The organism is Sporosarcina sp. FSL K6-3508, assembly GCF_038615825.1.
GTDB lineage: Bacteria > Bacillota > Bacilli > Bacillales_A > Planococcaceae > Sporosarcina > Sporosarcina newyorkensis.
On the sequence record NZ_CP152016.1, the window covers coordinates 2,552,338 to 2,576,456 of the forward strand.

Below are 24,119 nucleotides of genomic sequence, written 5' to 3' on the forward strand. Positions count from 1 at the left end.
TTTAAAGTCGTCCCCTTTCTTATGCTTCTTGTCCAACCGTCTCGTCATCAATTCCTAGTTCTTCTTTGATCCAGTCATATCCTTGGCTTTCAAGTTTAGCTGCCAATTCAGGACCACCGGATTTTACAACCTTACCTTGCATCATGACGTGTACATGATCCGGCTCGATGTAATTCAGTAGACGCTGGTAGTGTGTGATGATCAAGCAGCCGAAGCCTTCACCGCGCATTTCGTTGATTCCATTTGAAACAACTTTCAATGCGTCGATATCCAGGCCAGAGTCAATCTCATCAAGAATTGCGAATTTTGGTTTTAACATCATCAGTTGAAGAATTTCATTACGCTTTTTCTCTCCGCCTGAGAAGCCCTCGTTCAAATAACGAGTTGCCATATCTTCATCCATTTCTAGGAACTCCATTTTACTGTCAAGTTCACGGATGAATTTCATCAGGGAGATTTCATCGCCTTCTTCACGGCGAGCGTTGATTCCTGAACGAAGGAAATCTGCATTTGTTACGCCTGTGATTTCACTTGGGTATTGCATTGCTAGGAATAGACCAGCTTTTGCACGCTCGTCCACTTCCATTTCAAGAACGTCTTCACCGTCAATTGTGACGCTTCCTGATGTAACTTCATATTTTGGGTGACCCATGATCGCAGAAGCAAGTGTAGATTTCCCTGTACCATTCGGTCCCATTATTGCATGGATCTCATTTGTATTAATTGTTAAGGTAACACCTTTTAAGATTTCCTTGCCATCAATTTCGACATGAAGATCTTTAATTTCCAAAGTTGCCATTCCAATACCTCCAGTATGATCGCGTTGAATGGTTAGCCATTCTCTATTTAGTATCATTCTAATCTTACCCCATATTCGGGTGGGTTGCAAATCATTAAGAATCATTATAATTTAAAGAGCAATTCAGCGGTTTAATGCGGATGAAGACTATTTGGAATTCACCTATTTTTCAATTGACTAGTATTGAATGAGAATCAACGAGAGAATAGTCTCTAAGAATTAGACAGAAAAAAGTCGGCAAATATCGCCGACTTTTCTTGTTTTTTATACTTTTTTCGTAAAACGGTCAACAATCATAGCCAGTGCACCATCGCCTGTTACGTTGGTAGCCGTTCCGAAACTGTCCTGCGCCATATACAAAGCAATCATGAGTGCCACCATCGCATCGGAAAAACCGAGCATCGTACTGAGCAGTCCAGTTGCCGCCACTACTGCGCCTCCTGGAACACCCGGAGCCGCGATCATCGTAACACCTAACATGAAAATGAATTGTAAATAACTACCGAAACTGATATCCATTCCATTCATCAGCATAACGCCGATCGAGCAAGAAACAATTGTGATCGTACTGCCGGATAAATGGATTGTCGCAAATAACGGAACAGTGAAGTTCGCCACACGTTCAGATGTACCTGTTTCTTTTGACTGCCGCAGTGTAACCGGAATGGTTGCTGCAGAAGACTGTGTGCCGATCGCTGTCATATAGGCGGGTGCCATCGTTTTCATCAAGACGAACGGATTACGCCCAGTTAATGTACCGGCAGTCGTATACTGTAATGTCAACATGACCAAGTGAAGCAAAATAATCATCACGAAGACCAAGACAAACACAGACAAAACATTGGCGACTTCTCCGGTATATGTCATATTGAGAAAGATTCCGAAAATATGAAACGGCAATAATGGAATGATAATGACTGAAATGACTTTTTCGACAATGAGATTTAATTCATCGAAGAAAGACAGCATCGTCTTCCCATTGATGGACGCCATACCAATCCCCAATACGAACGCGATGAGAAGAGCAGACATGACTCCCATAATCGGGTCCATTTCCATTTCAAAAAAAGCTACTCCTGCAGCTCGTGCGCCTTCTGCAACGGACGTATCTGTAGACTGATGAATGAAATTCGGCAAGAGTGCCGTAGCTGTAAAATAAGCTAGCAGACCTGCGATAATCGTAGATCCATATGCAAACGCTGCGGATAAGCCCAATAATTTCCCAGAACCTTTCCCGAGCTTCGCGATACTTGGTGCAATGAACGCAATAATAATTAATGGTACGATAAAGTTCAAAAACCCACCAAATAACATATTAAACGTGGCCGCCAGACGAACGAACCAATGCGCAAACCCTTCATGAATCGCAGGCAGCAACAAGCCGAGCCCGATCGCCAGCACTATGGCAATCAAAATTCGCCATATGAGCCCTAATTTAAACTTCACAATACGTCCTCCTCAAATACACATCTGTATTACTGAAACAAAATAACTTTACCACAATTCGAATCAATAAAGAAGAGTTTGTTTGTTTTTTTTGTACAAAAAAAGCCGATAGCTACACTCGCTATCGGCTTTCACAACCTTACTTCACAGGAACAACTGAGCCTTTCCATTCTTCCAAAATAAAGTCTTGAATTTCTTGGGATGTCAGTACTTCGATCAGCGCTTTAATCGCATCGCTGTTTTCATCGCCATTTCTCGTTGCAACAATATTGACGTATGGAGATTCTTTATCTTCCAAAGCAATCGCATCTTCTAATGGATTCAAGCCAGCGTCGATCGCAAAGTTTGAGTTGATCAACAAAGCATCGCCTTCATCATTATTATAAAGCTGAGGCATTAAAGCTGCTTCATAGTTTGCATCGAAGTTTAGATTTTTAGGATTTTCAACGATATCTTCCACTTCAGCCTTAACTTTTTCTACGTCTTCAGCCAGCTTGATCAAACCTTTTTCTTCAAGCATTGCAAGTACACGACCATGATCCGCTACAGAGTTACTGATCAGAATGGTTGCACCGTCAGGAAGTTCTTCCAGAGTCTTGTACTTTTTAGAGTAGACTCCAATCGGCTCAATATGAATTGCACCTGCATTGACGAAATCATAATTAAAATCAGCAATTTGGCCCTCTAAGTAAGGAATGTGCTGGAAGTATTTTGCATCCAGTACTTCTTCCTCCAAATCTTTATTCGGAAGTACATAATCTGTATAACTTTCAATCTTTAACTCATAGCCTTTTTCTTCTAATAGAGGCTGTGCTTTTTCCAGAATAACAGCATGTGGCGTATTGGATGCACCGACTACTAACGTCGTTTTCTCTTCTTTTTCTTTATCAGCATCCCCATCTGCTGCATTGCCGCCTGTCTTGTTATCGTCTTTTGTTCCGCATGCTGCAAGTGCTAAAACTAAAGCTGCCGCGAATAGACCGAATAAAAACTTCTTCATATTCACATTTCTCCCTTTCCATTATAAATTTTATATGGTTAACAGGGGCTCCCAAAAAGGAAGCCTCCGGCAATCCCTTTACCTCTTGTCCAAACGATTCACGATGAAGTCACCGATAAATTGGATGACAAATACTATGACGAGCACTAAGATTGTTGCCATCAACGTCACGTCTCCTCGGTTACGCTGGAAACCTTCCAAATAAGCAAGTGTCCCGAGTCCACCCGCACCGATTACTCCTGCCATCGCAGTATAGCCAACAAGTGCAATGGAAGTAACCGTAATTCCTGACACGAGCGCGGGCATCGATTCAGGCAACAGAACTTTGAAGATGATCGTAGAAGTACGCGCACCCATCGAACGTGCGGCTTCAATGACTCCCTTATCGATTTCCTGTAACGCGATAAGTACCATCCGTCCGTAAAACGGTGCAGCTCCAATAATCAAAGCCGGCAGCGCAGCATCAGGACCGCGCATCGTTCCGATCAATAAATTGGTTAATGGAAGCAATAGAATAATTAAAATGATAAATGGCACGGAACGGAAGATATTAACGAAAGCACCTGTGATGACATTCGTAATTTTATTCGCCCACAACTGTCCCGGACTTGTCAGGAACAACAGCAGACCAAGACCGATGCCGAGCACAAATGTAAATAAGGTAGAGTACGCTGACATGTACAGCGTTTCTCCAGTAGCCGTCCACATTTTCTCCCAATTAACATTTGGAAACCACTGTTCAATCATTTGCCAGCACCTCCGTCTTTACTTCATTGGCATGTAAGTAGGCGATGGCTTCATCAATGACCGCCACGTCACCTACAAGCTGCAAGACGAGTGTACCGTATGCGCCGTCACGCGTTGTCGAGATATTTCCTTGAACAATATTGACATCGACCGGAAACTTTCGAATCAACTCTGCAAGCACCGGCTGTTCCGTACGTTCCCCGATAAACGCCAATTTCACGAGTTTTCCAAGAGGTGTCTCTTGTTGAAGATGTGCCACCGCTGCGTCCGTGTCTCCTGTATCCGTCACCTGAGATATAAAACGCTTCGTAATATCCGCTTGCGGGGATTGGAAGACATCCAGGACACTGCCGATTTCTACGACTTTCCCTGCTTCCATGACCGCTACACGATGGCAAATCTTACGAATAACGTGCATTTCATGTGTAATCAAGACGATCGTCAAACCGAGACGTTCATTGATATTCGTCAACAGATCCAAAATCGCGTTGGTCGTTTCAGGATCCAGTGCAGAAGTCGCTTCGTCACAAAGCAACACTTCAGGGTCATTAGCAAGCGCTCGTGCAATACCGACACGCTGCTTCTGTCCACCGGATAATTGCGCGGGATACGCCTTCTCCCGTCCTGTCAAACCGACCAGATCAATCAGTTCCTTCACTTTGCGCTGACGTTCTGGTTTCTTCACGCCTGCAATTTCCAAAGGGAACGCAATATTTTCTTCAACAGTTCTTGACCACAGCAAGTTGAAATGCTGGAATATCATACTGATCTTCTGACGCGCATTTCGCATTTTCGCGCCCTTCAGCGTCGTCATTTCTTGCCCATTGATCACAATGCTTCCTGAAGTCGGTTGTTCCAAACCATTCAACAACCGGATCAATGTACTTTTCCCGGCACCACTATAACCAATGATGCCGAAAATTTCTCCTTCTTTAATCGTGAATGTTACATCATCCACTGCTACAATTTCTGAACCGCTCAATTGGAATGTCTTTTGAACGTTTGTTAGTTGAATCATTTCCTGCACCACCTTCAATAAATCCATTATACTCGTTTCCGTCCGTCAACGCCTGCCGAGGCTTAACGACGCTTTCCGCTTTTGATCATAAAAAAACCCTTCTGCAGATAAGCAGAAAGGCAGAACGTATGAATCGTTATGTACGTTTCCATTCTCTCATCTGTCAAAGCAATTCGCTTTGAGTGACTTGGCACCATTTCACATATGTGACGGTTGCCGGGCTTCATAGGGCACTTCCCTCCACCACTCTTTATAAGAGTCTTGATATTCAATTGATTGTACTACTTATACCATACTTCCGCTTCCATTGTCAACTCAGCTTTTCCAGTAAATAAGGAACGGAATGAAATGCGTAAATCTTTTCCATCGGTTGCCCGGACCGATGAATAAGCAAGCAAGGTACACTTTCGATCTTATAGTCTTCCGCTAATTGCACGACGTAGTTTAAATCTGCTTTACCAATTGTCAGCTCCGGACGCAGTGTTTCAATCACCGTCAGCATTTTAGATGCAACTGCACACGTCCCGCACATCGGAGTAAATAAATAAAAAGCGGCCAATTGCTCCGCCGCCTGTTCGCGTTCCCAATCTTCAATCGTCCAATTATCCATATGCCCCACCTGCCAAATAGTTGGAATGTATCTTGAAATTAGCTGCGACTAAAATGCCCGCTAACACTTTGATCGGCGTTGTCGCCACTTCCCGGTATAGTCGATCTGTATATAAGTGTTTTGCTTCTGGATAGAGCTGCTTGAACAACTTGCGGATCGTATCACCTGAAACATCCGCATCCACAAAGATGAAAAGTTCCTGCTCTTCGTATGGCGCCAGAAGTTCTTCAATATGATAGGAACTGATCGTGCCGTTTGTACAAATGATATCTACCGGCTCCGCAAGCATTGGTCTTAGCCGGTTGCGGTCGGTACTGCCTTCCACAATAAGTACTTTCGGATTCATCCACGTTCCTCCTCATAGTGTAAAAAAGCGCTGGAATGTTCCCAGCGCTTTTACTTTTTATTCCCCAGCTGTCATTTTTTCATACTGTTCAGCTGTCATTAATTCATCAAGCTCTGCTTTGTCAGCAACTTCAACAACGATCATCCAAGCGCCTTCATACGGAGACTCGTTCACAAGCTCGGGGCTATCTTCCAGCTCTTCGTTTACTGCTACGACTTTACCAGTCAATGGAGCATACAATTCAGAAACAGTTTTCACTGATTCAACACTACCGAAAGGCTCGTCTGATTTCACTTCATCGCCAACTTGCGGAAGCTCAACGAATACGATATCCCCTAGTTCAGACTGTGCGAAATGTGTGATCCCGATACGGTATTTACCGTCTTCTTCTTTTACCCATTCGTGCTCTTCTGAATAACGCAAATCTTTTGGTGTGCTCATGTCTTAACCCCCAACATTTGTAATAGTTTGTCTCTATTTAGTTTGCCATAGTTCCGTATGAAAGACAAGATTCTATGTTCACCCTTGCCACGTTTCTGCGAATATTGCTTCATTAAAACCTACCGTCACTCGCTGGCCATCTGTAACGATCGGACGCTTGATCAGCATGCCATCTGACGCGAGTAAAACAACCTTTTCATCTTCTGTCATGTTAGGCAGTTTATCCTTCAATTGAAGCTCACGGTACTTCATGCCACTCGTATTGAAGAACTTTTTCAATTCCAATCCGGAGTTTGCGATCATCATGCGCAGTTCCTCTTCACTTGGCGGTTGGTCAGCAATATTTACTTCTTCAAATGAAATCCCTTCATTCTCCAACCATTTCTTTGCTTTGCGGCACGTCCCGCATTTCGGATAGCCATAATATGTAACTGTCATTTTTGTGCCCCCTTTTTGGTCAGTATAGCAAAAAGATGTCTGAATTGCTTGGTCCTCGCCCATTGCAAAAAGGTTTTCCGATAAATCATGAACCGACAGGAGGCGTTGAGCAGAGAACAGAGTTTGATCTACCCTGGATTTAATCACTCTATGAGCGCTTTGATTAGCTTTATGATCAAGTTCAGTGATGTTATGAGCGCATGAAGGCTGTGTATGAGCGGCCGAACACTTTGTATGATAGACAGCCAGAATTTATGAGCGCCTACGATTCGTTTATGATCGTCGGAAAACTATTTCGGCGATAAATTGAAAAAGCTGCCCGGAAGATCATTTCCGGACAGGGCTCTTTCATCGTTCAACTATCAAACGATATACTTCTCTGCCTCGATTAATCTCTCAGCAGCTTCACGTTTCTTCGCAATCAAGTTATACGGATTATTACGTGTCAGCTTACGTAATGCAGACAGCATCATACGTTGGTTGTCGCCTTCCACAGCTGCAAGTAGTGTCTCCTTCGCTGCTGCTTCGATGCGTGCGAACGCTTCCTGACAGAAGATTTGTGTGTAAAGTAATTTTTGGTTTTCTTTTTCTTCACCGTTTTTATTAATCGCTTTCTCCGTCCGTAACAGGGCAGATTCCATCCCGAAGAGATCATTCGCAATGTCCGCGATGTTCACAAGGATTTCCTGCTCTTGCTCAAGCTTTGTGCCAAAGCGCTGCGCTGCAAGTCCTGCCACTAAAATACCGATTTTCTTCGCATTTTTCACAAGCATTTTCTCTTGAGCCAACGCTTCGTCGCCCACTTCTTCAGGCATCATCATGAGCAGCTCTTCTTGCAGTCCTTGTGCTTGTTGCAATAATGGCAATTCGCCTTTCATTGCTTTCTTAATGAACGTACCCGGTACGATCATCCGGTTGATTTCATTTGTTCCTTCAAAAATACGGTTAATACGGGAGTCGCGGTAAATACGTTCTACTTCATATTCCTGCATGAAGCCATAGCCGCCGTGCAGCTGAACTGCCTCATCCACGATATAATCAAGTACTTCAGAACCAACGACTTTGTTGATGGAACATTCAATCGCATACTCTGCAATCGAAGCCGCCACTGCTTTACCGTCCTTTTGCTCTTCCAGGCTCATTGCAGCATTGCGCTCTTCAAAGTAACCTACTGTACGGTAGATCAAGCTTTCTGTTGCATAAAGCATAGAAGCCATCGTACCAAACTTCTCTTTCGTCAAGTTAAATGAAGAAATTGGTGTGTTGAACTGTTTACGTTGGTTCGCATACTCAATAGCCAACTGAAGGGAACGTTTCGAACCTCCGATTGTTCCTACTCCCAATTTATAGCGACCAATGTTCAAGATGTTGAATGCAATAATATGACCTCTGCCAATTTCACCCAGCAAGTTCTCTACAGGCACTTCTGCATCTTCCAAGATTAACGTACGAGTTGAAGATGATTTGATACCCATTTTTTTCTCTTCCGGACCTACTGAAACGCCTGGGAATTCCTTCTCTACGATGAATGCTGTGAATTTGTCGCCATCCACTTTAGCGTATACAACGAATACGTCAGCAAATGCAGAGTTCGTGATCCATTGTTTCTCGCCGTTCAAGACGTAGTGCGTACCCGCTGCGTTTAATTTTGCAGTTGTTTTCGCTCCAAGGGCATCCGATCCTGAGCTTGGCTCTGTTAAGGCGTATGCGGAAATCTTAGCACCAGTTGCAGAGTTTGGTAAGTACTTCTTTTTTTGCTCTTCATTACCGAATAAAACGATTGGCAATGTACCGATTCCTACGTGAGCGCCGTGTGTGATAGAGAAACCGCCTGCTAATGACATTTTTTCAGCGATCAATGCAGATGAAATCTTATCCAAACCTAACCCTTCGTACTCTTCTGGGATGTCCGCTGCAAGCAGTCCAAGGTCTCCGGCTTTTTTCAATAGTTTCACAGAATGTTCGAACTCGTGATTTTCCAGATTATCAATTAAAGGAGCTACATCATTTTTAACGTACTCTTCCGTTGTCTTTGCAATCATCTTTTGCTCATCTGTAAAATCTTCCGGTGTAAATACGCGTTCTGCACTCAGGTCCTCTGTTAAAAACGCTCCACCTTTAACGAATTCTGTCATATTAATTCCCTCCATAGCTTTTGTCATATATATTCCCCCTGTTTCTCCCATTTTTTTGTTTATAAAACTTCAAATACCCCTGCAGCACCCATTCCGCCACCGATACACATCGTGACGACACCATACTGTTTGCCTTGACGCTTCAATTCATTGATTAATTTCAAAGTCAACACCGTGCCCGTTGCACCTAGCGGGTGACCCGTAGCGATAGCTCCCCCATTGACATTCACTTTGTTCGTATCGAGCCCAAGATGGCGAATGACCGCGAGTGATTGGGATGCGAATGCTTCATTCAATTCCCAAAGATCGATATCTTCAACAGACAGACCCGCAATCTTCAATGCTTTCGGAACCGCTTCAATCGGCCCGATTCCCATGATTTCAGGTGGGACACCGCCTACCGCAAATGAACGGAATTTTGCTAGCGGTTTCAATCCGCGCTGCTCCGCAACTTCGGAATCCATTAACAGGACAGTCGCTGCTCCGTCAGATGTCTGAGAAGCATTCCCCGCTGTAACAGAACCTTTCGCATTAAATGCTGGACGCAACTTGCCTAGTACTTCCGTTGTCGTTCCTGGACGTACCCCTTCGTCCATTTCGAACAATACGTGCTTTTCCTGATAATTCCCTTCAGCATCAACAAAACGTTTGACCACTTCGACTGGTACAATTTCATCGACAAACTTGCCCTCTTTAATCGCTGCTTCTGCACGCTTATGTGATTCTACTGCGAAAGCATCTTGATCTTCACGTGAAATACCGTATTTCTGCGCCACTTGTTCCGCTGTGTGGCCCATTCCCATATAATACTCCGGCGCTTCTTCTGCTAATTTGAAGTTCGGGCGAATCGTATTGCCCATCATCGGTACCATACTCATCGACTCTACGCCGCCTGCGAGAATCGCTTCCGAATGACCAAGCATAATTCGTTCCGCTGCATAAGCGATCGACTGCAGGCCTGATGAACAGAAACGGTTAACCGTCACAGCAGGTGTCGTATCTGGCAACCCTGCAAGTGCGCCGATATTACGCGCTATGTTCATTCCTTGTTCTGCTTCAGGCATCGCACAGCCCATGATCAAGTCATCAATCGGCCCGTCGTATCCTCCTGCACGCTTCAATGTTTCCTTTATCGTCAACGCCCCGAGATCATCCGGACGGACAGTTGCCAAAGAACCTCTTCCAGCTTTACCAATCGGTGTTCGAGCACCGGCTACAATTACTGCTTCGCGCATTCTGTTTCCTCCTTTATCCTCTTCCTCATCAGTTACGTAACGGTTTGCCCTTCACAAGCATATGCTGCATACGCTGCTGTGATTTCGGCTCTGCCACCAAACTCAAAAATGCTTCGCGCTCGAGATCCAATAAATACTGCTCATCCACACGCGTACCGAATGGAACCTTGCCGCCCGAAATAACATATGCCAGCTTCTTGGCAATCTTCAAGTCATGGTCGCTAATGAAACCCGATAGATACATTCCTTCCGCAGCTAACAGCAATGTCGCGTAGCCTGAGTCGCCCGTGACGGGAACTTGCGTCTTTTTCGGTGGCACATAGCCTGCCTCATACAATGAAAGTGCCGCTTGCTTGGCATCGTAAATCTGATGATCCGCATTGACGCTCACTCCGTCCGCAAAGTCCAAGAAGTTGTTTTCACGCGCTTCATCAGCAGACGTTGAAACTTTCGCCATCGCAATGGATTCAAATACTTTATTAGCAATATTTTGGTAATCAATTGGCACACCATTCGGCAACCCTTTCAGATGCTTCTGATATAGGTTGACGTTTCCGCCGCCGCCAGGAATCAAACCGACTCCGACTTCCACAAGCCCCATATATGTTTCCATAGAAGCTTGGATATGAGCTGCTGGTAAACAAACTTCTGCACCGCCGCCTAGCGTCATTTGGAAAGGCGCTGCCACGACCGGCTTGCCGCTGTATTTAATTTTCATCATTGCGTTCTGGAATGAACGAATAACGAAATCGAGTTCAAAGATATTGTCATCTTGTGCTTCCATCAAAATCATCCCGAGGTTTGCACCGACACAGAAGTTTTTCCCCTGATTTCCGATAACAAGTCCCTTGTAGCTCTTCTCCACTTCATCCACCGCGAAGTTGATCATCTGAATGATATCCAGTCCGATTGCATTGGATTGGGAGTGAAACTCTAACAATGCCACCCCGTCCCCCAAGTCTATCAAGCTAGCGCCTGAGTTCTTCTTGATGACACCATGTTTCTTTTTATAGCGCTTCAAGTCAATCGCCTTTTCATTCATTTGAACTGGTGTGTACTCTGCGCCATCGAAATAGTAGAGATCTCCGTCTTCTTCCTTATAGAAAGTTTCATAGCCTTTGTCTAGTAATGACTGAACAAAAGTAGGAATCTCTTTCCCCTGTTCTTTCAACAGTTCTACGGATTTACGGACACCGATTGCATCCCAAATTTCAAATGGACCTTGTGACCAGCCGAAGCCCCACTTCATCGCATTATCAATCGCTACAATGTCGTCTGCGATTTCACCATGAAGTTCAGCGGCATACAGCATCGCAGGTGTCAATGTGTGCCACAAAATTTCACCTGCACGGTCTTTTGCGTAGATCAATGTCTTCACTTTATTGGCAAGCCCTTTTTGCTGTTTCGCCATTTCAATTGAAGACGCTTTCATTTTCTGCGTAGGTACATATTCGAAGTTTTTGAGGTCCAGTTCTAAAATTTCGCGCCCCTCTTTTACATAGAAACCTTGTTTCGCTTTTGCACCGATCCAACCATTTTCGACCATTTTCGTGACAACGTCGGGCAGTTCAAAAATTCGTTGCTCTTCACCTGTCGTTTGATCATAGACATTTTTCGCAACATGCGCGTATGTGTCTAGTCCAACTACGTCCAATGTACGGAATGTTGCCGATTTTGGGCGTCCAATCAATGCCCCCGTAACAGAATCAATCTCACCGATCGAATAACCGCGTTCCAGCATTTCATGCAATGTCACTTGCAAACCGTAGGTCCCAATGCGATTCCCAATGAAGTTCGGAGTGTCTTTTGCAATAACTACGCCTTTACCGAGACGATTTTCACCGAATGTCGTCATGAAATCTACAACTTCAGGCGCTGTAGTTTGCGTTGGAATAATCTCTAGTAATTTTAAGTATCTTGGTGGATTAAAGAAATGTGTACCAAGGAAGTGCTTTTGGAAATCTTCCGAACGTCCTTCTGCCATTGCTTCAATACTAATCCCCGATGTATTAGAAGAAATAATCGTGCCTGGCTTTCTTACTTTTTCGATCTTTTCATATAAACTCTTTTTAATATCCAAGTTTTCAACGACTACTTCAATAACCCAATCTACTTCTTGCAGTCGTTCCAAGTCGTCCTCAAAGTTCCCTGGAGTAATTAATGATAGATTTCTCTTTGTTGTCAGAGGAGCTGGTTTTTGTTTCAACAATTTGTCCAATGCCGTAGCTGCAAACTTATTACGGAATTTCGGATCTTCGTACGTTAACCCTTTCGCTTCGTCATCGGCACCCAATTTCGGTGGTACGATATCCAGCAAAAGAACAGGAATCCCAATATTGGCTAAATGTGCTGCAATACCAGAACCCATAACACCAGATCCCAAAACTGCCGCTTTTCTAATTTGATAAGTCACGTGCAATCCTCCCTTTATCTTTGAATGAACACTCATTCATTTATAGCGTAAAAAAAATACGCGTTGCTTATAAATACTAGTGTAAATCATTTGAAACTATTTCGCAATATTTAAATCGTATTTAATCAGACTTTTTAAAATGTATTGAAAGAAGCAATAAAATACCCAACTACTTCAAAACATTGTACACTATCATATGAATGGAGGCGAGCATACATGAAAGAAATAAAATCGACAGAAGAATTCAATAACATTATAGCTAGTGACAATCCGGTCCTTGTAAAATTTGAAGCAGATTGGTGCCCGGACTGTAAACGGATGGATATGTTCATTGATCCAATCATAGAAAAGTATGATACATACACATGGTATGAAGCAGACCGTGATGTGTTACCAGAAATCGCAGAAAAATATGAAGTGATGGGCATCCCGAGTTTATTGATTTTCAAAAACGGAGAAAAGCACGCACATTTACACAGTGCAAATGCAAAATCACCTCAACAAGTAACTGAATTTCTTGATGAAGTGAAAATTTAATGATAAACAGCGCTGACTTCTGTCAGCGCTGTTTCTGCCTATAGGAGGCGATCATTTTGTCTAAATTTATTGAAGTACAAGGTAAATCCCAACACGACATAGATATTAAACCGCCCTATCGCGCTTCCGCTTGCGGTCCTGTCACAGCCTTCGTGTTATTGCGGCATCTTTTTCCTTCCCGTCAACTTCCTGACATCAACGAATTGTATCGTCAACTCGGCGGAACAAAAATCGGGTTGCCCACATGGCGTTTCATCCGAAACCTTGATCGAATGCTTGGTCCAGACTGGCACGTAAAAGTGTGTGATGTGAAAGAAGCGATGCATCAACTTGAAGAAGGCCGTCCTGTCGCATTGAAGTTCGATAAATGGTTCCGATTAAAATGGCGAGGTCGTTTTTCATATGACTATCATTGGGTTGTACTAGTCGGCTATGACTATATAGAAGGTATCTTGCATCTGCTCGTCCATGACAACGGAGGCAGAAATCGACCGAGCATCGTTCAAACCATCCCTTATGAGCCGAATAAAAAAATCCTGACTTTTGTCAAAATCGAACCGTCAAAACGGTGAAACGGAAAGCCCTTGCCGTGCAATCAATGAATAACCTTGCTGATCCATCAACCTCGCACGGTCTTCCGTGAATTCCGGAATGATCAATTGCTCAAGTGGATCATCAAGTGTCAATTCACAATGAATCGTTGCCAACTCTCTTGAAAGCATGAGCATCTCTTCATCCGCATCGATCTTCTTTCGCACCCCTGCAGTCAATTCTTCCCGCGCGGCGAGCACCCCGTCTACAGACCCATATTGCTGAATTAACTTCAATGCAGTCTTCGGGCCAATCCCCTTCACTCCTGGATAACCATCACTCGAATCCCCAGTAAATGCTTTCATATCAATAAACTGAGCTGGAGTAATCCCATACTCTTCTATAAAACGCGCTTCATTGTATTCATCATACTGCGTATATCCCTTTTTCGTGAACGCGATGGACACATCAGGTCCCAATAACTGCAATAAATCCTTATCTCCCGAAACGATTGTCAGTTTCGCCTCATTTTTCCACGTTTTAATCATCGACCCGATTAAATCATCCGCTTCCATATTCGGAATGCCGTAATTTTTCCATCCTAACGTTTCCGATACTTCCCTTGCCATATCAAATTGGGGAACCAACTCAGGCGCAGGTGCTGGTCGATGCGCTTTATAATCCGCAAATAGTTCATTACGAAAAGTTTTTGCTCCCATATCCCAGCAAACCGCCATATGCGTCGGCTGAAATATCGAAATCGCGCTCATTGTATGGCGTGCAAATCCTTGTACTCCGTTTGTTGGAATATCATTCGCATTGCGAAAAAATTGGCCGCTATGTGCCGTCGCAAAAAACGAACGAAACAACAAAGCCATTCCGTCGATCAGTAAAATATGAGGTTTTGTTTCATTCATTCTTGTCCACTTCCTTTCCTCTAGTCTATCACAGCACGTCTGTTAATAAAGAGAAAGTCAAAAGCCCCGATTGCTGCATATGATAGAGCGAGCAGAAAAGGAGTGATGTTTTGAATCCACAAGATGAATATATGTGGTATCCGCAGCAAAATTGGTCTGGCAATAGCTTTACCGGGTTCCCGGGATGGAATTCTCCGCCTTTTGGTCCGTCATTTCCGCCTTGGCAACCTGGATTCCCAGGACAGCCAAATTTCCCGAGCTTTCCAGGGTTTCCATCTCAACCGGGATTTCCGGGACAGCCAAGTTTTCCAAATCAACCTGGACCGCCCGGACAAGGAGGCCAGGCAACGGCACCCACCACACCACCGCCAAACCAAATACCCAGTTATCCAGACGTTCAATTATTTGCAGTAGATCCAGGAGCCATCTCAGGCTGTCTGTTCCGATTCACCTATGTTTGGACTTCGAGATTTAGAGGGTTCTGGTTCTATCCAACCTTCGTCGGCAGAACATCTGTCGCAGGCTTCCGTTGGGACTCACGCAGAAGGCGCTGGGAATTCTTCGGGATCGATTTACAACGCATCGATTCATTCCGATGTACGTGAAGAAGATACAACGAAATGTTTGGCAGTGTTTTAAAAAAGAAGGAGTGATGTTTTGAATCAGTCAGATGGACATATGTGGTATCCGCAATTGCCTGAAGGGTATCCAGGTCAGCAATATGAAGCATATCATCATACGAATCGTCCCTCACAATTTCCACCTCATCAACAAGGATGGCCAGGTGGCGGTTATCCCGGTGGAGGTGTACCAGGTTATCCACCTCCCGGACAGTCGTATCCGCCTTGGCAACCTGGTTATCCCGGTCAACAACATGGATTTCCAAATCAACCCGCTTTTCCTGGATATCCTTCCCAACCTAATTATCCAGGTTTTCCTGGACAGCACGGGCAACACGGTGGTCAAAATCAACAAGGTCCACCAACATCACCACCGCCGAGCCAGACACCGAACTATCCCGACGCACAATTACGTGCAGTCGACCCGGGCGGCATAGCAGGATGTCTATACCGCTACACGTACATTTGGACTTCTAGAAACAAAGGATTCTGGTATTATCCAACCTTTGTCGGCAGAACCTCGATCGCCGGTTATCGCTGGGACCCGCGTCATTATCGATGGGAATATTATGGTATGGATTTGAAACATGTAGATACTTTTCGTTGTACTTGAAGAAAACCTGGCGGAACTTCGCCAGGTTTTTTTGATTAGATGTGAGCACATCTAGTGTAAAAATAGAAGATAGGCAGTGAGTAAGCCAAACGCAATACAGACAATGACCGCACTATACATATTGGAGGAATGCTTAATAGAAGCAGGCAGAATTTCCTTCATCGTCACCATATAGATCGAGCCGACCGTTACACTTAATAAAAAAGCTGCCAGTAAATTGCTTTGCATGCCCATCCAATTGCCGATGAATGCCCCTAACGCAACAGGGGCTGCAATGAAAACAGATAGAAGAAACAACTTATAAAGTCGCACCCCTGCAACAAACAAAGGTGTAAATAATATCATACCTTCAGGAATATTATGCAAAATTAATGCCTGCAACAACGCTAGACCAAAGGGAAAATGCTCACTAGTTGCCAAAACCATACCCATCGGCAAATTATGCATTGAAAGGATCAACACCAAAAATACACCCATACGAAGACTTTGACGGTGATCATTCTCCTTTGAATGTACCCTATTCCGATAAAACGCTAGATGAATGATCTCAAACAGAAGTACACCTACTAAGAAACCAAATACAAAAACGAGAAAATTTCCTAGCTCTATGGCTTCCGGCGTGATTTCCACACTAAGTAAGGATAGCAATAATCCCACACACACAGCATAAATTGCACCCACACTTCTCTGAAATCTATTAATTAACGCTACAATAACACCGCCTACATTAACACCAGCAACTGTTGATAGAAAACCAATCAACCAGATAGGTACCAATAAACCATCCTTTTGTCGTTTGTCTTTATGTTTATATGGGAAGGCAGCCAAGATTATGCTTTAATTTCATGCGACTAAACAAAAATGAAATGTTTAATTGTCATTGATCCATTTAATCGTTCTACCGCCGTTTCATGCTGCGGATTATACTTTTTGATTCCTTGTCTACGCGATACGATTCGATGATTTTTTGCAAGGCTTTGTTATAAGTGAACTTATCTAATGAATTGTTACTCCCCAGATATTCCATTGTCGGTTCAGGAAGCTTCACGTAACACATAGAAAGCGCCCAAGCAACTGCCATTTTGACGTAATAGCCGTCATGTTCTATATGATCCAGTAAAGCGAGCACCTTCCCTATATAAAGCGGTTCAATATAATTGTTTAGAAGCATAACAACTCCAAACCGAAGCTCATAGTCTTTATCCGAAGTCAGATAAGATTGCAAAAATGTCCAAACACGTTCTTTATGGTTCTTTGTAACTTTAAGTGTTGTACAAAAACTATCGCATACTGACCAATTATCGATTTTAGGAATAAAAGCCGCTACATATGAAAGTACTTCTTCAATATCAGCATTCACATAACCAATGACCAGTCCCTGCAGCATGACTTCTTCGAAATATTCGTCTTCTGCCGTTTCAAGATATGTACGCCAGTCATCTTTCACTATCCGTTTTGCGAGTTTGCGAAGTTCCGGCATTCGCACACCTAATACATTGTCGATATTCGGGATAAGTGCTGAGGCAAACTTTTGGTAATCCGTGTCGATGCACTCATGTATTTGTTTTCGGATCGTATTTTGCATTGGAACTCTCCTATACTTTGATTTCATTATTTGTAAGTACCAAAATTTGATAACGTTCTTCGATATGTACCAACTATACAAGATAAGCTAAAGAATGGGTCAATATCAACTGCGCGTTGCTTTTCGTTCCAGGCCGACGCTTTACACTCCAAGCGACTGAGAATTACAAAGTATAAAATCATTTATTCAACTTATATAATATTATTATCCGTCAAAAAAAGACAAATTGTTATGTAGACTATGCAGCATATACGATTATTTGCTGCATCGTTCTTCCTACTGTATTTCATGAAGCTTGTTCGCAACCAACGCTACATCTTCCGCAAGCAACGGATATAGATTCGGCCGGCGTCTCACAGCGAGCGGATGGTAGGCCACGGCTGTTTGATATCCTCTTACTTCATGCCAAGTACCACGTAATCCTTTTACTTCAACTTCTGGATTTCCGAAAAAAGATTGTACGGCAACATTTCCCAAACATAATATAAGTGCTGGCTTTTGTTTGATTAATTGTTCTTCTAAATGTTGCATACAGATAGTTCGAGTTCGCTCTTTATCATACTTTCGTAGCGGTCTTCTTTTTAGAATATAGGTTACATACAGCTGATCTTGATGTAGGCCAGCTTCATAAACCGCTTTCTGTAAAGTTTGCCGTGTTCCGCAAACCATCGGGCTCCCTTCCCGACCTTCGCGAGCACCCGGATTATCGAGAACGATCATGATGGGTGCATTCGAATTCCCTTCACCCCAAACCATTCTTGATCCTTGGCAATAAAGACCGCATTCTTGGCAATCAATCTGACTCTTTGGCGTTGGTTCTTCAGGCCATATTTCGGGACAGAATGAATTCATTTGTTTCACTCTCCTATAGAAATAGAGTTCCACCTTTCGATTGAACTATACAAATAACGATAATTAGATAAAATATATTATCAGGTTTTTAATTCGGCAGCTTACCCTATTTCATTTTAATAAAATGATGTGATATGACATAACGGAAAGCTTTTTTTCATACACTATATTTGGGGTGAAAAAATGCCAAGAGTAAAATACCGAGATTCAGACATTGATTTAATGGCCAGGATGATGAGGGCAGAGGCTGAAGGTGAAGGTAAACAAGGCATGTTGTACGTTGGAAATGTAATTGTGAATCGGGCTATAGCAGATTGTTTAGACTTTAACGACGTCCGATCAATAAACGATGTCATTTTTCAAATACAAGGAGGAAATTATTCATTTGAAGCAGTTCAAAAAGGAAACTTGTTTTATCAACGAGCAAGATCTTCTGAAAAAAAATTAGCGAAGCAGAATCTAGACTATTGGAGAGAACATCCAGCGCACTTCGCCCTTTGGTACTTTAATCCATACGCTCCCTGTCCTCCAACATGGTATGGTCAACCGTTTACTGGCCAATTTAAAAGCCATTGTTTTTATGAGCCAGCACCGGGAACATGTGAGAGCGTTTATATTGGTTAATTGATTTAAACGAGGATCAGTTGAAACAAACAACAAACCTTTACTATTCCTTTGTTTTATATACTACATTCTCATAAATGAAAAGGGAATTTCCTGGTTCCAGGAGTTCCCTTTTTTATGCTCTGTTTTTGATTTTCGGACAACAAACCAAAAACCCTCCAGTCATCTATTATTCTGGAAGGTTTCTTTGTGTGTTTTATGGAGATTGTAGAAGTCATTCTGGACTAATTGCGGACTCTTATCTTTATGATGGATTTAAATATTTTCACGATATTATACTGTGTCATAGACCTTTTCAAATTCAAACCCATCATATTGATTGGCGGCCACTTCATCACAAATTTTACGGTAATTATCAAGCCCCCCAACATAGATCACAAATCCTCTTTGAGTTCCATCGATATTGGCTCCTGTATACCATGAATTCGTATGTGGGAATAATGTGCTGTTTGCTATATCATCACATTGCTTCCCCCATGTTATTTCTGCTTGTCTTTGCGCTTCAATCGTTTGTAAACCATTGGACTCAATATAGCCTATACACTGATCTATCCAATCAACATGCTGTTCAATTGCAGATGGCATGTTCGTAAGAACCGATGGACTTTGCGGCCCTGTTATCATAAAGAAGTTCGGGAAATTTTCCATCGTCAATCCAAGATATGTTTTAACTTCTCGTCCTTCTCCCCATTTTTCTTGTATCGTTTGTCCATTACGACCCTGTATATTTAATTTTAAAAGAGAGCCCGTCATCGCTTCATATCCAGTCGCAAAAACTATGACATCACATTCAATCGTTTCATTGCGAAGTTTTACGCCATTTTCTACAACACATTCTATCGGATTGTCTTTTAAAGGAACTAGATGAACATGCTCTTCGTTAAACATCTCATAAAAATTTGTTCCAATAATTAAACGCTTTGTTGTAATATAATAATCCGGATGTAACTGCTTTGCTGTATGTTCATCTTTTATAATTTCATCAATTTTATTTCGGACAAACTGCGAGACTACAAAATTTGTTTCCTTATTGACGCCAACGTCCGGATATACAGCCCCTAACGCAAGTCCTCCTGTTTTCCACACATGATCTAATGTTTCTTTTTGTTTTTCTGCTGAAAATTCTATTGCTGATTTTCCTGTCGTGGACAAGTGTATGCCACCAGGGGTTGTAAAGAAAGCATCTCGAATCTTAGGATAATTGTTAAATGCATCTTCTTGTTGTTCTTTACTTAATGGATGATTACGCGCCTCAGCCACATAATGAGGAGTGCGCATCAATAGCGTGAGCTCTTTTGCTTCCTTTGCTATTTCTTGCATGGTCTGAACTCCGCTTGAGCCATTACCAATGACTACAACTCGTTTACCGGTGAAGTCGACTTTTGAATGCGGCCAACGCCCTGTATGATACTTTTCACCGCGAAATGTATCGACACCTTTAAACGGCGGTATATTTGTCGTGGATAAACATCCAACCCCGCTGATGAAATACTTAGCTTCAAATTTTTCATCTGTGTCAGTCTTAACTTCCCAACTTTTCGTCTCGTCATTAAAGGATGCTTCCATCACGCGCGTTTTAAATTGAATATCAGGTCGTAAATCAAGCTCGTCTGTGACAAAATTCAAATACTCCAAGATTTCTGGTTGAGAGGCATACCGATCCTTCCAGCTCCATTTCTTATACAACTCTTCGGAAAATGTAAAATTATAAAAAATAGAATCAGAATCGCATTTTGCTCCAGGGTAACGGCTCCAATACCACACTCCGCCGACTCCATCTGCAGCCTCTATTACAAGGACAGATAGTCCACGTTCTCTCAGCTTGTGCAGCATATACAGCCCAGCAAAACCGGCTCCTACAACTATTGCATCATATTGTTTAGCTTCCATTCTTAAACCTCCATCCCGAATAATTTATTTCGAAGGTACTAAGCTTAAAAATTTAGCAATTGTATCTACTGTTGTTTTTGTTTCTTCTGCGAAAACCGCCATGTTACTGAAGTAGCCATGAATACTGCCATCTAATTGAAGATATTCTACTGTGACACCCGCCTCTTGTAATTTGTCACGATATTGAACCCCTTCATCTACTAACACATCATTCTCAGCCGCTATAATAATCGTTGGTGGTAAATTGCTTAAATTTTCATGTAGCAATGGGGAAATTTTCGGATGTTTAAACTCTTCTTCATTGTTTATATAGTACTCACCAAACCAAATCATTAAGTCTTTATCCAGACCAAACCCTTCTGCAAATTTTTCATATGATGGAGTTGTAAAATCTAAGTTGGTTACAGGGTAAATCAAAGCTTGCGCTGTAATGGCAGGACCATTATTTTCTTGACTGAGGATCGCCATAACCGCTGCAAGGTTCCCGCCCGCAGAATCCCCACTAACAACGATATCATCCGCGATTGCATTTAATTCAGAAGCATGATCATTTGCCCAGCATAGCGCTGCATAACTATCTTCAACCGGCACAGGAAAGCGGTATTCCGGCGCTAATCGATAATCAACCGAAACGACAACACGACCTGTTTGTTCCGCCAACAAACGACAACCTGCATCAGATGTCTCCAAGTCACCAATCACCCAGCCGCCACCATGGTAATACATGAGTAGCGGGAAAGGACCTTGTCCGACCGGTGTATAAATACGTACACCGATTTCTCCATCGTGTACTGGTATTTTTCGATTTTCAACCTTTGCTACAGGGGGTACCTCGATTCCTTGCGGAGCAGGGACTGCGCCCATTGCATCGCGAACTTGTTGAGCAGTTAAGCTTTGAAGAGTTGGACCACTATAAAATGCCTCCAAATATTGTTTTGCATTGTTTGATAATCCCATTTCGCCAACTTCCTTCCCTATATTTATTTGCATCGGTTTGTATGCAATCCTAGTATAACCAAATTACACTATTGAGAATATTCCGCCTTTTAGTTATACTACTTCATACTATCGGTTACTTTTTGGGCTGCGCTACTACTTTTCTATGATGAAACATATCTTTGGATAAGGGGGATGATACGATGCAAATCACTACTTGGACTGTTGAAGAAAAATTACAAAAAGCTTTGGTACTACCATCGCAAGAAGAGCAAATATGCCATATTCTCATGAGTTTTGGAGAGATCTTTGTCGCTGAAAGAATCTCATTCTATCGATTTAGCCCGATTGGTTATGTGGGAGAAGGCGTAGCACAGCTCGAAAATGGAGATCTTCAATCGATCTCCTATATACGAGATGATATTCGTTCATTGCCCGTCGTGAAAAAAGCAGTGACAGAGCGAAAGGCTCACTACTATTCTGGACAAGACATCATTACACTCATTTCAAGCCGCTATAATCGTGACGTACCCTTGCACGCATTGACTGTCGTCCCCATTCACGTAAACAATCTGACCATTGCTTATATCGTCAGCGAATATATGAATCGCGTTCCCCCAACGGATGGACAAACCCTAGAGTTACTGACACATTTCGGCAGTCTAGCTGGCAGAGTACTGATCCAACCTCAAAAGATTTCTCATCCCAAACTAAGCCCGCGTGAAAACGAAATTTTACGAGCCCTTGCCAATGGCTTCTCAACAAAGGAACTAACAGATCTATTATCGTTGAGTGAAGCGACGATTAAACAATATATTAAATCAGCTTTCGTTAAATTGGGTGCGAAGAATCGAGCGCACGCTGTTTCGATTTATTTGGCTCCTGAAATATGAATTCCTACGCCTGATTCATGAAACAAACAGGAATCCCCCAACATTCACGTTTGTTTGAACGATCACGATTGTCAGTGCATAGGCAACTAAATCTCTTCCTCTCCATTTTAAACAACCCGAACTGCAAATAACATGACTAAAAATTGTTTATAATATCACTTACAAATTCCATTGCAGAAAAACATAAACATTAACTGACATTGGAAATACTGATAAGATGATTATCATAGCTCGTTGTAGGGTAAATGTGGGGAAAAGGGGAATTATTCAACATGAAAAATGAAGGAACAATAGAAAGCGGAAAGAGATTTCCTTTTCTCTTGGCGACGATGAAAGGTATCTCACAAGTAATCCTCATCGAAAATTGGTTGACAGGTTTGCTCATATTGACTGCAATCACGATCACCTCACTGGAGCTCGGCGTGATTGCATTTCTTTCAGCAGCAATCGGCACACTTACCGGACGGCTCGGGGGAGGAAATCGGGAGAGCGTAGAAAAAGGCCTGTATGGATATAATCCCATGTTGACAGGAATGGCGCTCCTTCTATTCCTGGAAGGTCCCGCAAGCTGGGGGATTGCTTTATTCGGGGCCGTTATTGCAGCCGCGTTTACCGCTTCAATGATGACACTTTTGCAGCCCACCGGCATGCCGACATTAACCTTTCCTTATATCGTGACGACCTGGCTATTATTATTATCTTCGTATAGGCTGGATACGTTCAAATTGACCGATGAAACAGTGCCACAGGATTTATCGCATTGGAAGCTGGAAATCGCCGGGAAAATCCATTGGCCGAGCGCTTTCCTTGATGGAGCCGGTCAGATTTTCTTCTTGCAAGGTATGGCTGCCGGATTACTGATCTTTATTGGAATTTTTATTGCGGGATGGAAGTTAGGGCTATACGCAGTCGCTGGTAATATAATCGGCATATGCGCTGCATACCTCCTTGGAGCAGAACATTTGCTCATCGATGCCGGGCTGTACGGCTACAATGCTATTTTGACAGCACTCGCGGTCGGCGTCGTATTCCGTGAAGGGACAAACCGGCTGGCGCCTTACACTGCTATCATTGGTTCCATTTTGACAGTGCTATTCATTGCAAGTATCGATACCGCTCTTTTACCGTTCGGATTGCCGGCTTTGACCATGCCATTCGCTCTAAGCACATCGATTTTTATCGGCGCACGAAAAATGATGCAACAACCCTGACGACCCCTTTAAACTTATTTCAATTACACAATGGTCAAACAGGTTAGCAAGCCGATAAATATGATTTAAACGCCTGCGCAACATCAAACACGAATGTTTAAATTGTAATGTTTGTTTTCTTGAGCAAACTAATCTAAACAAGATAAAAAGACCGTCGATGTCTTCACATCAGACGGTCTTTACAGGTTTCTACAACTTGCCTGTCACAGAAGAAATTATCTAACAAGCATCGTCCTCTAAAGCTCTATACGATTTTCTATCTTGCATACTGAATTTCACTTT

Annotated in this window: 24 protein-coding genes and 1 riboswitch; of the genes, 6 read left to right on the forward strand and 18 right to left on the reverse strand. The window is 42.9% G+C overall.

Annotated elements, in window-relative coordinates:
• Positions 1-19: 19 nt before the first annotated feature.
• The 12 genes from sufC to MKX97_RS12765 all read right to left on the reverse strand — a co-directional run bounded on the left by sufC (position 20) and on the right by MKX97_RS12765 (position 12,628).
• Positions 20-805: a Fe-S cluster assembly ATPase SufC gene (gene sufC / locus MKX97_RS12710; protein WP_139366007.1), complete on the reverse strand. Its 786-nt coding sequence runs from the start codon at positions 803-805 to the stop codon at positions 20-22.
• 258 nt (positions 806-1,063) lie between these two features.
• Positions 1,064-2,245, reverse strand: coding sequence for a dicarboxylate/amino acid:cation symporter (locus tag MKX97_RS12715; RefSeq protein WP_078818024.1), 1,182 nt, complete (start codon positions 2,243-2,245; stop codon positions 1,064-1,066).
• 139 nt (positions 2,246-2,384) lie between these two features.
• Positions 2,385-3,245: a MetQ/NlpA family ABC transporter substrate-binding protein gene (locus MKX97_RS12720; RefSeq protein ID WP_342536119.1), complete on the reverse strand. Its 861-nt coding sequence runs from the start codon at positions 3,243-3,245 to the stop codon at positions 2,385-2,387.
• A 78-nt stretch (positions 3,246-3,323) separates the two neighbouring features.
• The gene (locus MKX97_RS12725) at positions 3,324-3,992 is read right to left on the reverse strand and encodes a methionine ABC transporter permease (RefSeq protein WP_078818022.1); all 669 of its coding nucleotides are present in this window, start codon (positions 3,990-3,992) and stop codon (positions 3,324-3,326) included.
• The gene (locus tag MKX97_RS12730; protein WP_078818021.1) at positions 3,985-5,010 is read right to left on the reverse strand and encodes a methionine ABC transporter ATP-binding protein; all 1,026 of its coding nucleotides are present in this window, start codon (positions 5,008-5,010) and stop codon (positions 3,985-3,987) included. The genes MKX97_RS12725 and MKX97_RS12730 overlap by 8 nt, the downstream gene beginning before the upstream one ends.
• Positions 5,011-5,163: 153 nt before the next feature.
• Positions 5,164-5,269: riboswitch (SAM riboswitch) on the reverse strand.
• A gap of 51 nt (positions 5,270-5,320) precedes the next feature.
• Positions 5,321-5,620: a thioredoxin family protein gene (locus MKX97_RS12735; protein WP_078818020.1), complete on the reverse strand. Its 300-nt coding sequence runs from the start codon at positions 5,618-5,620 to the stop codon at positions 5,321-5,323.
• Complete coding sequence (locus tag MKX97_RS12740; RefSeq protein ID WP_009498147.1) at positions 5,613-5,966, reverse strand: hypothetical protein; 354 nt, start codon at positions 5,964-5,966, stop codon at positions 5,613-5,615. Before MKX97_RS12740 ends, MKX97_RS12735 begins: the two co-directional genes overlap by 8 nt.
• A gap of 57 nt (positions 5,967-6,023) precedes the next feature.
• Positions 6,024-6,407 carry a glycine cleavage system protein GcvH gene (gene gcvH / locus MKX97_RS12745; protein ID WP_009498148.1) on the reverse strand — a complete coding sequence of 128 codons (384 nt, stop codon included), beginning with the start codon at positions 6,405-6,407 and terminating at the stop codon, positions 6,024-6,026.
• Between the two features lie 78 nt (positions 6,408-6,485).
• Positions 6,486-6,845, reverse strand: coding sequence for an arsenate reductase family protein (locus MKX97_RS12750; protein WP_342536120.1), 360 nt, complete (start codon positions 6,843-6,845; stop codon positions 6,486-6,488).
• A 362-nt stretch (positions 6,846-7,207) separates the two neighbouring features.
• Entirely contained in the window at positions 7,208-9,007 is a 1,800-nt protein-coding gene (locus MKX97_RS12755; protein WP_281250668.1) for an acyl-CoA dehydrogenase family protein, read from the reverse strand.
• Between the two features lie 32 nt (positions 9,008-9,039).
• Positions 9,040-10,215 carry an acetyl-CoA C-acetyltransferase gene (locus MKX97_RS12760; RefSeq protein WP_009498151.1) on the reverse strand — a complete coding sequence of 392 codons (1,176 nt, stop codon included), beginning with the start codon at positions 10,213-10,215 and terminating at the stop codon, positions 9,040-9,042.
• 28 nt (positions 10,216-10,243) lie between these two features.
• Positions 10,244-12,628 carry a 3-hydroxyacyl-CoA dehydrogenase/enoyl-CoA hydratase family protein gene (locus MKX97_RS12765; protein ID WP_342536121.1) on the reverse strand — a complete coding sequence of 795 codons (2,385 nt, stop codon included), beginning with the start codon at positions 12,626-12,628 and terminating at the stop codon, positions 10,244-10,246.
• 216 nt (positions 12,629-12,844) lie between these two features.
• Between MKX97_RS12765 and MKX97_RS12770 the strand changes: the two genes are divergently transcribed.
• On the forward strand, positions 12,845-13,165 hold the full coding sequence (locus tag MKX97_RS12770) for a thioredoxin family protein (RefSeq protein WP_342536122.1): 321 nt from the start codon (positions 12,845-12,847) through the stop codon (positions 13,163-13,165).
• Positions 13,166-13,221: 56 nt separating this feature from the next.
• On the forward strand, positions 13,222-13,737 hold the full coding sequence (locus tag MKX97_RS12775; RefSeq protein ID WP_009498154.1) for a C39 family peptidase: 516 nt from the start codon (positions 13,222-13,224) through the stop codon (positions 13,735-13,737).
• Here MKX97_RS12775 and MKX97_RS12780 read toward each other — a convergent pair.
• Complete coding sequence (locus MKX97_RS12780; protein ID WP_340759850.1) at positions 13,726-14,613, reverse strand: 5'-3' exonuclease H3TH domain-containing protein; 888 nt, start codon at positions 14,611-14,613, stop codon at positions 13,726-13,728. The two genes, MKX97_RS12775 and MKX97_RS12780, sit on opposite strands and share 12 nt — an antisense overlap.
• Positions 14,614-15,270: 657 nt before the next feature.
• Between MKX97_RS12780 and MKX97_RS12785 the strand changes: the two genes are divergently transcribed.
• Positions 15,271-15,846: a hypothetical protein gene (locus MKX97_RS12785; protein WP_221835810.1), complete on the forward strand. Its 576-nt coding sequence runs from the start codon at positions 15,271-15,273 to the stop codon at positions 15,844-15,846.
• 51 nt (positions 15,847-15,897) lie between these two features.
• Here MKX97_RS12785 and MKX97_RS12790 read toward each other — a convergent pair whose 3' ends face one another.
• The 3 genes from MKX97_RS12790 to MKX97_RS12800 all read right to left on the reverse strand — a co-directional run bounded on the left by MKX97_RS12790 (position 15,898) and on the right by MKX97_RS12800 (position 18,283).
• The gene (locus MKX97_RS12790) at positions 15,898-16,623 is read right to left on the reverse strand and encodes a ZIP family metal transporter (protein ID WP_342536123.1); all 726 of its coding nucleotides are present in this window, start codon (positions 16,621-16,623) and stop codon (positions 15,898-15,900) included.
• Positions 16,624-16,744: 121 nt separating this feature from the next.
• Positions 16,745-17,431: a DNA alkylation repair protein gene (locus MKX97_RS12795; protein ID WP_342536124.1), complete on the reverse strand. Its 687-nt coding sequence runs from the start codon at positions 17,429-17,431 to the stop codon at positions 16,745-16,747.
• Positions 17,432-17,707: 276 nt separating this feature from the next.
• Entirely contained in the window at positions 17,708-18,283 is a 576-nt protein-coding gene (locus MKX97_RS12800; RefSeq protein WP_078818015.1) for a uracil-DNA glycosylase, read from the reverse strand.
• A 183-nt stretch (positions 18,284-18,466) separates the two neighbouring features.
• Here MKX97_RS12800 and MKX97_RS12805 point away from each other — a divergent pair, with 183 nt between their 5' ends.
• Positions 18,467-18,907, forward strand: coding sequence for a cell wall hydrolase (locus MKX97_RS12805; protein WP_078818014.1), 441 nt, complete (start codon positions 18,467-18,469; stop codon positions 18,905-18,907).
• 273 nt (positions 18,908-19,180) lie between these two features.
• Here MKX97_RS12805 and MKX97_RS12810 read toward each other — a convergent pair whose 3' ends face one another.
• Positions 19,181-20,797, reverse strand: a complete 1,617-nt coding sequence (locus tag MKX97_RS12810) for an NAD(P)/FAD-dependent oxidoreductase (protein ID WP_340759859.1) — start codon at positions 20,795-20,797, stop codon at positions 19,181-19,183.
• Between the two features lie 24 nt (positions 20,798-20,821).
• Positions 20,822-21,754, reverse strand: coding sequence for an alpha/beta hydrolase (locus MKX97_RS12815; protein WP_078818012.1), 933 nt, complete (start codon positions 21,752-21,754; stop codon positions 20,822-20,824).
• Between the two features lie 182 nt (positions 21,755-21,936).
• Between MKX97_RS12815 and MKX97_RS12820 the strand changes: the two genes are divergently transcribed.
• The gene (locus MKX97_RS12820; RefSeq protein ID WP_342536125.1) at positions 21,937-22,626 is read left to right on the forward strand and encodes a helix-turn-helix transcriptional regulator; all 690 of its coding nucleotides are present in this window, start codon (positions 21,937-21,939) and stop codon (positions 22,624-22,626) included.
• Between the two features lie 272 nt (positions 22,627-22,898).
• Positions 22,899-23,837 carry an urea transporter gene (locus MKX97_RS12825; RefSeq protein WP_342536126.1) on the forward strand — a complete coding sequence of 313 codons (939 nt, stop codon included), beginning with the start codon at positions 22,899-22,901 and terminating at the stop codon, positions 23,835-23,837.
• Positions 23,838-24,119 lie beyond the last annotated feature (282 nt).

Bases quoted from the DNA above. Each gene is read 5' to 3' on its own strand.
- MKX97_RS12720 (WP_342536119.1), bottom strand. From the start codon at position 3,245: ATGAAGAAGTTTTTATTCGGTCTATTCGCGGCAGCTTTAGTTTTAGCA.
- MKX97_RS12725 (WP_078818022.1), bottom strand. From the start codon at position 3,992: ATGATTGAACAGTGGTTTCCAAATGTTAATTGGGAGAAAATGTGGACG.
- MKX97_RS12730 (WP_078818021.1), bottom strand. From the start codon at position 5,010: ATGATTCAACTAACAAACGTTCAAAAGACATTCCAATTGAGCGGTTCA.
- MKX97_RS12735 (WP_078818020.1), bottom strand. From the start codon at position 5,620: ATGGATAATTGGACGATTGAAGATTGGGAACGCGAACAGGCGGCGGAG.
- MKX97_RS12740 (WP_009498147.1), bottom strand. From the start codon at position 5,966: ATGAATCCGAAAGTACTTATTGTGGAAGGCAGTACCGACCGCAACCGG.
- gcvH (WP_009498148.1), bottom strand. From the start codon at position 6,407: ATGAGCACACCAAAAGATTTGCGTTATTCAGAAGAGCACGAATGGGTA.
- MKX97_RS12750 (WP_342536120.1), bottom strand. From the start codon at position 6,845: ATGACAGTTACATATTATGGCTATCCGAAATGCGGGACGTGCCGCAAA.
- MKX97_RS12755 (WP_281250668.1), bottom strand. From the start codon at position 9,007: ATGACAAAAGCTATGGAGGGAATTAATATGACAGAATTCGTTAAAGGT.
- MKX97_RS12760 (WP_009498151.1), bottom strand. From the start codon at position 10,215: ATGCGCGAAGCAGTAATTGTAGCCGGTGCTCGAACACCGATTGGTAAA.
- MKX97_RS12770 (WP_342536122.1), top strand. From the start codon at position 12,845: ATGAAAGAAATAAAATCGACAGAAGAATTCAATAACATTATAGCTAGT.
- MKX97_RS12780 (WP_340759850.1), bottom strand. From the start codon at position 14,613: ATGAATGAAACAAAACCTCATATTTTACTGATCGACGGAATGGCTTTG.
- MKX97_RS12795 (WP_342536124.1), bottom strand. From the start codon at position 17,431: ATGCAAAATACGATCCGAAAACAAATACATGAGTGCATCGACACGGAT.
- MKX97_RS12800 (WP_078818015.1), bottom strand. From the start codon at position 18,283: ATGAATTCATTCTGTCCCGAAATATGGCCTGAAGAACCAACGCCAAAG.
- MKX97_RS12805 (WP_078818014.1), top strand. From the start codon at position 18,467: ATGCCAAGAGTAAAATACCGAGATTCAGACATTGATTTAATGGCCAGG.
- MKX97_RS12810 (WP_340759859.1), bottom strand. From the start codon at position 20,797: ATGGAAGCTAAACAATATGATGCAATAGTTGTAGGAGCCGGTTTTGCT.
- MKX97_RS12815 (WP_078818012.1), bottom strand. From the start codon at position 21,754: ATGGGATTATCAAACAATGCAAAACAATATTTGGAGGCATTTTATAGT.
- MKX97_RS12820 (WP_342536125.1), top strand. From the start codon at position 21,937: ATGCAAATCACTACTTGGACTGTTGAAGAAAAATTACAAAAAGCTTTG.
- MKX97_RS12825 (WP_342536126.1), top strand. From the start codon at position 22,899: ATGAAAAATGAAGGAACAATAGAAAGCGGAAAGAGATTTCCTTTTCTC.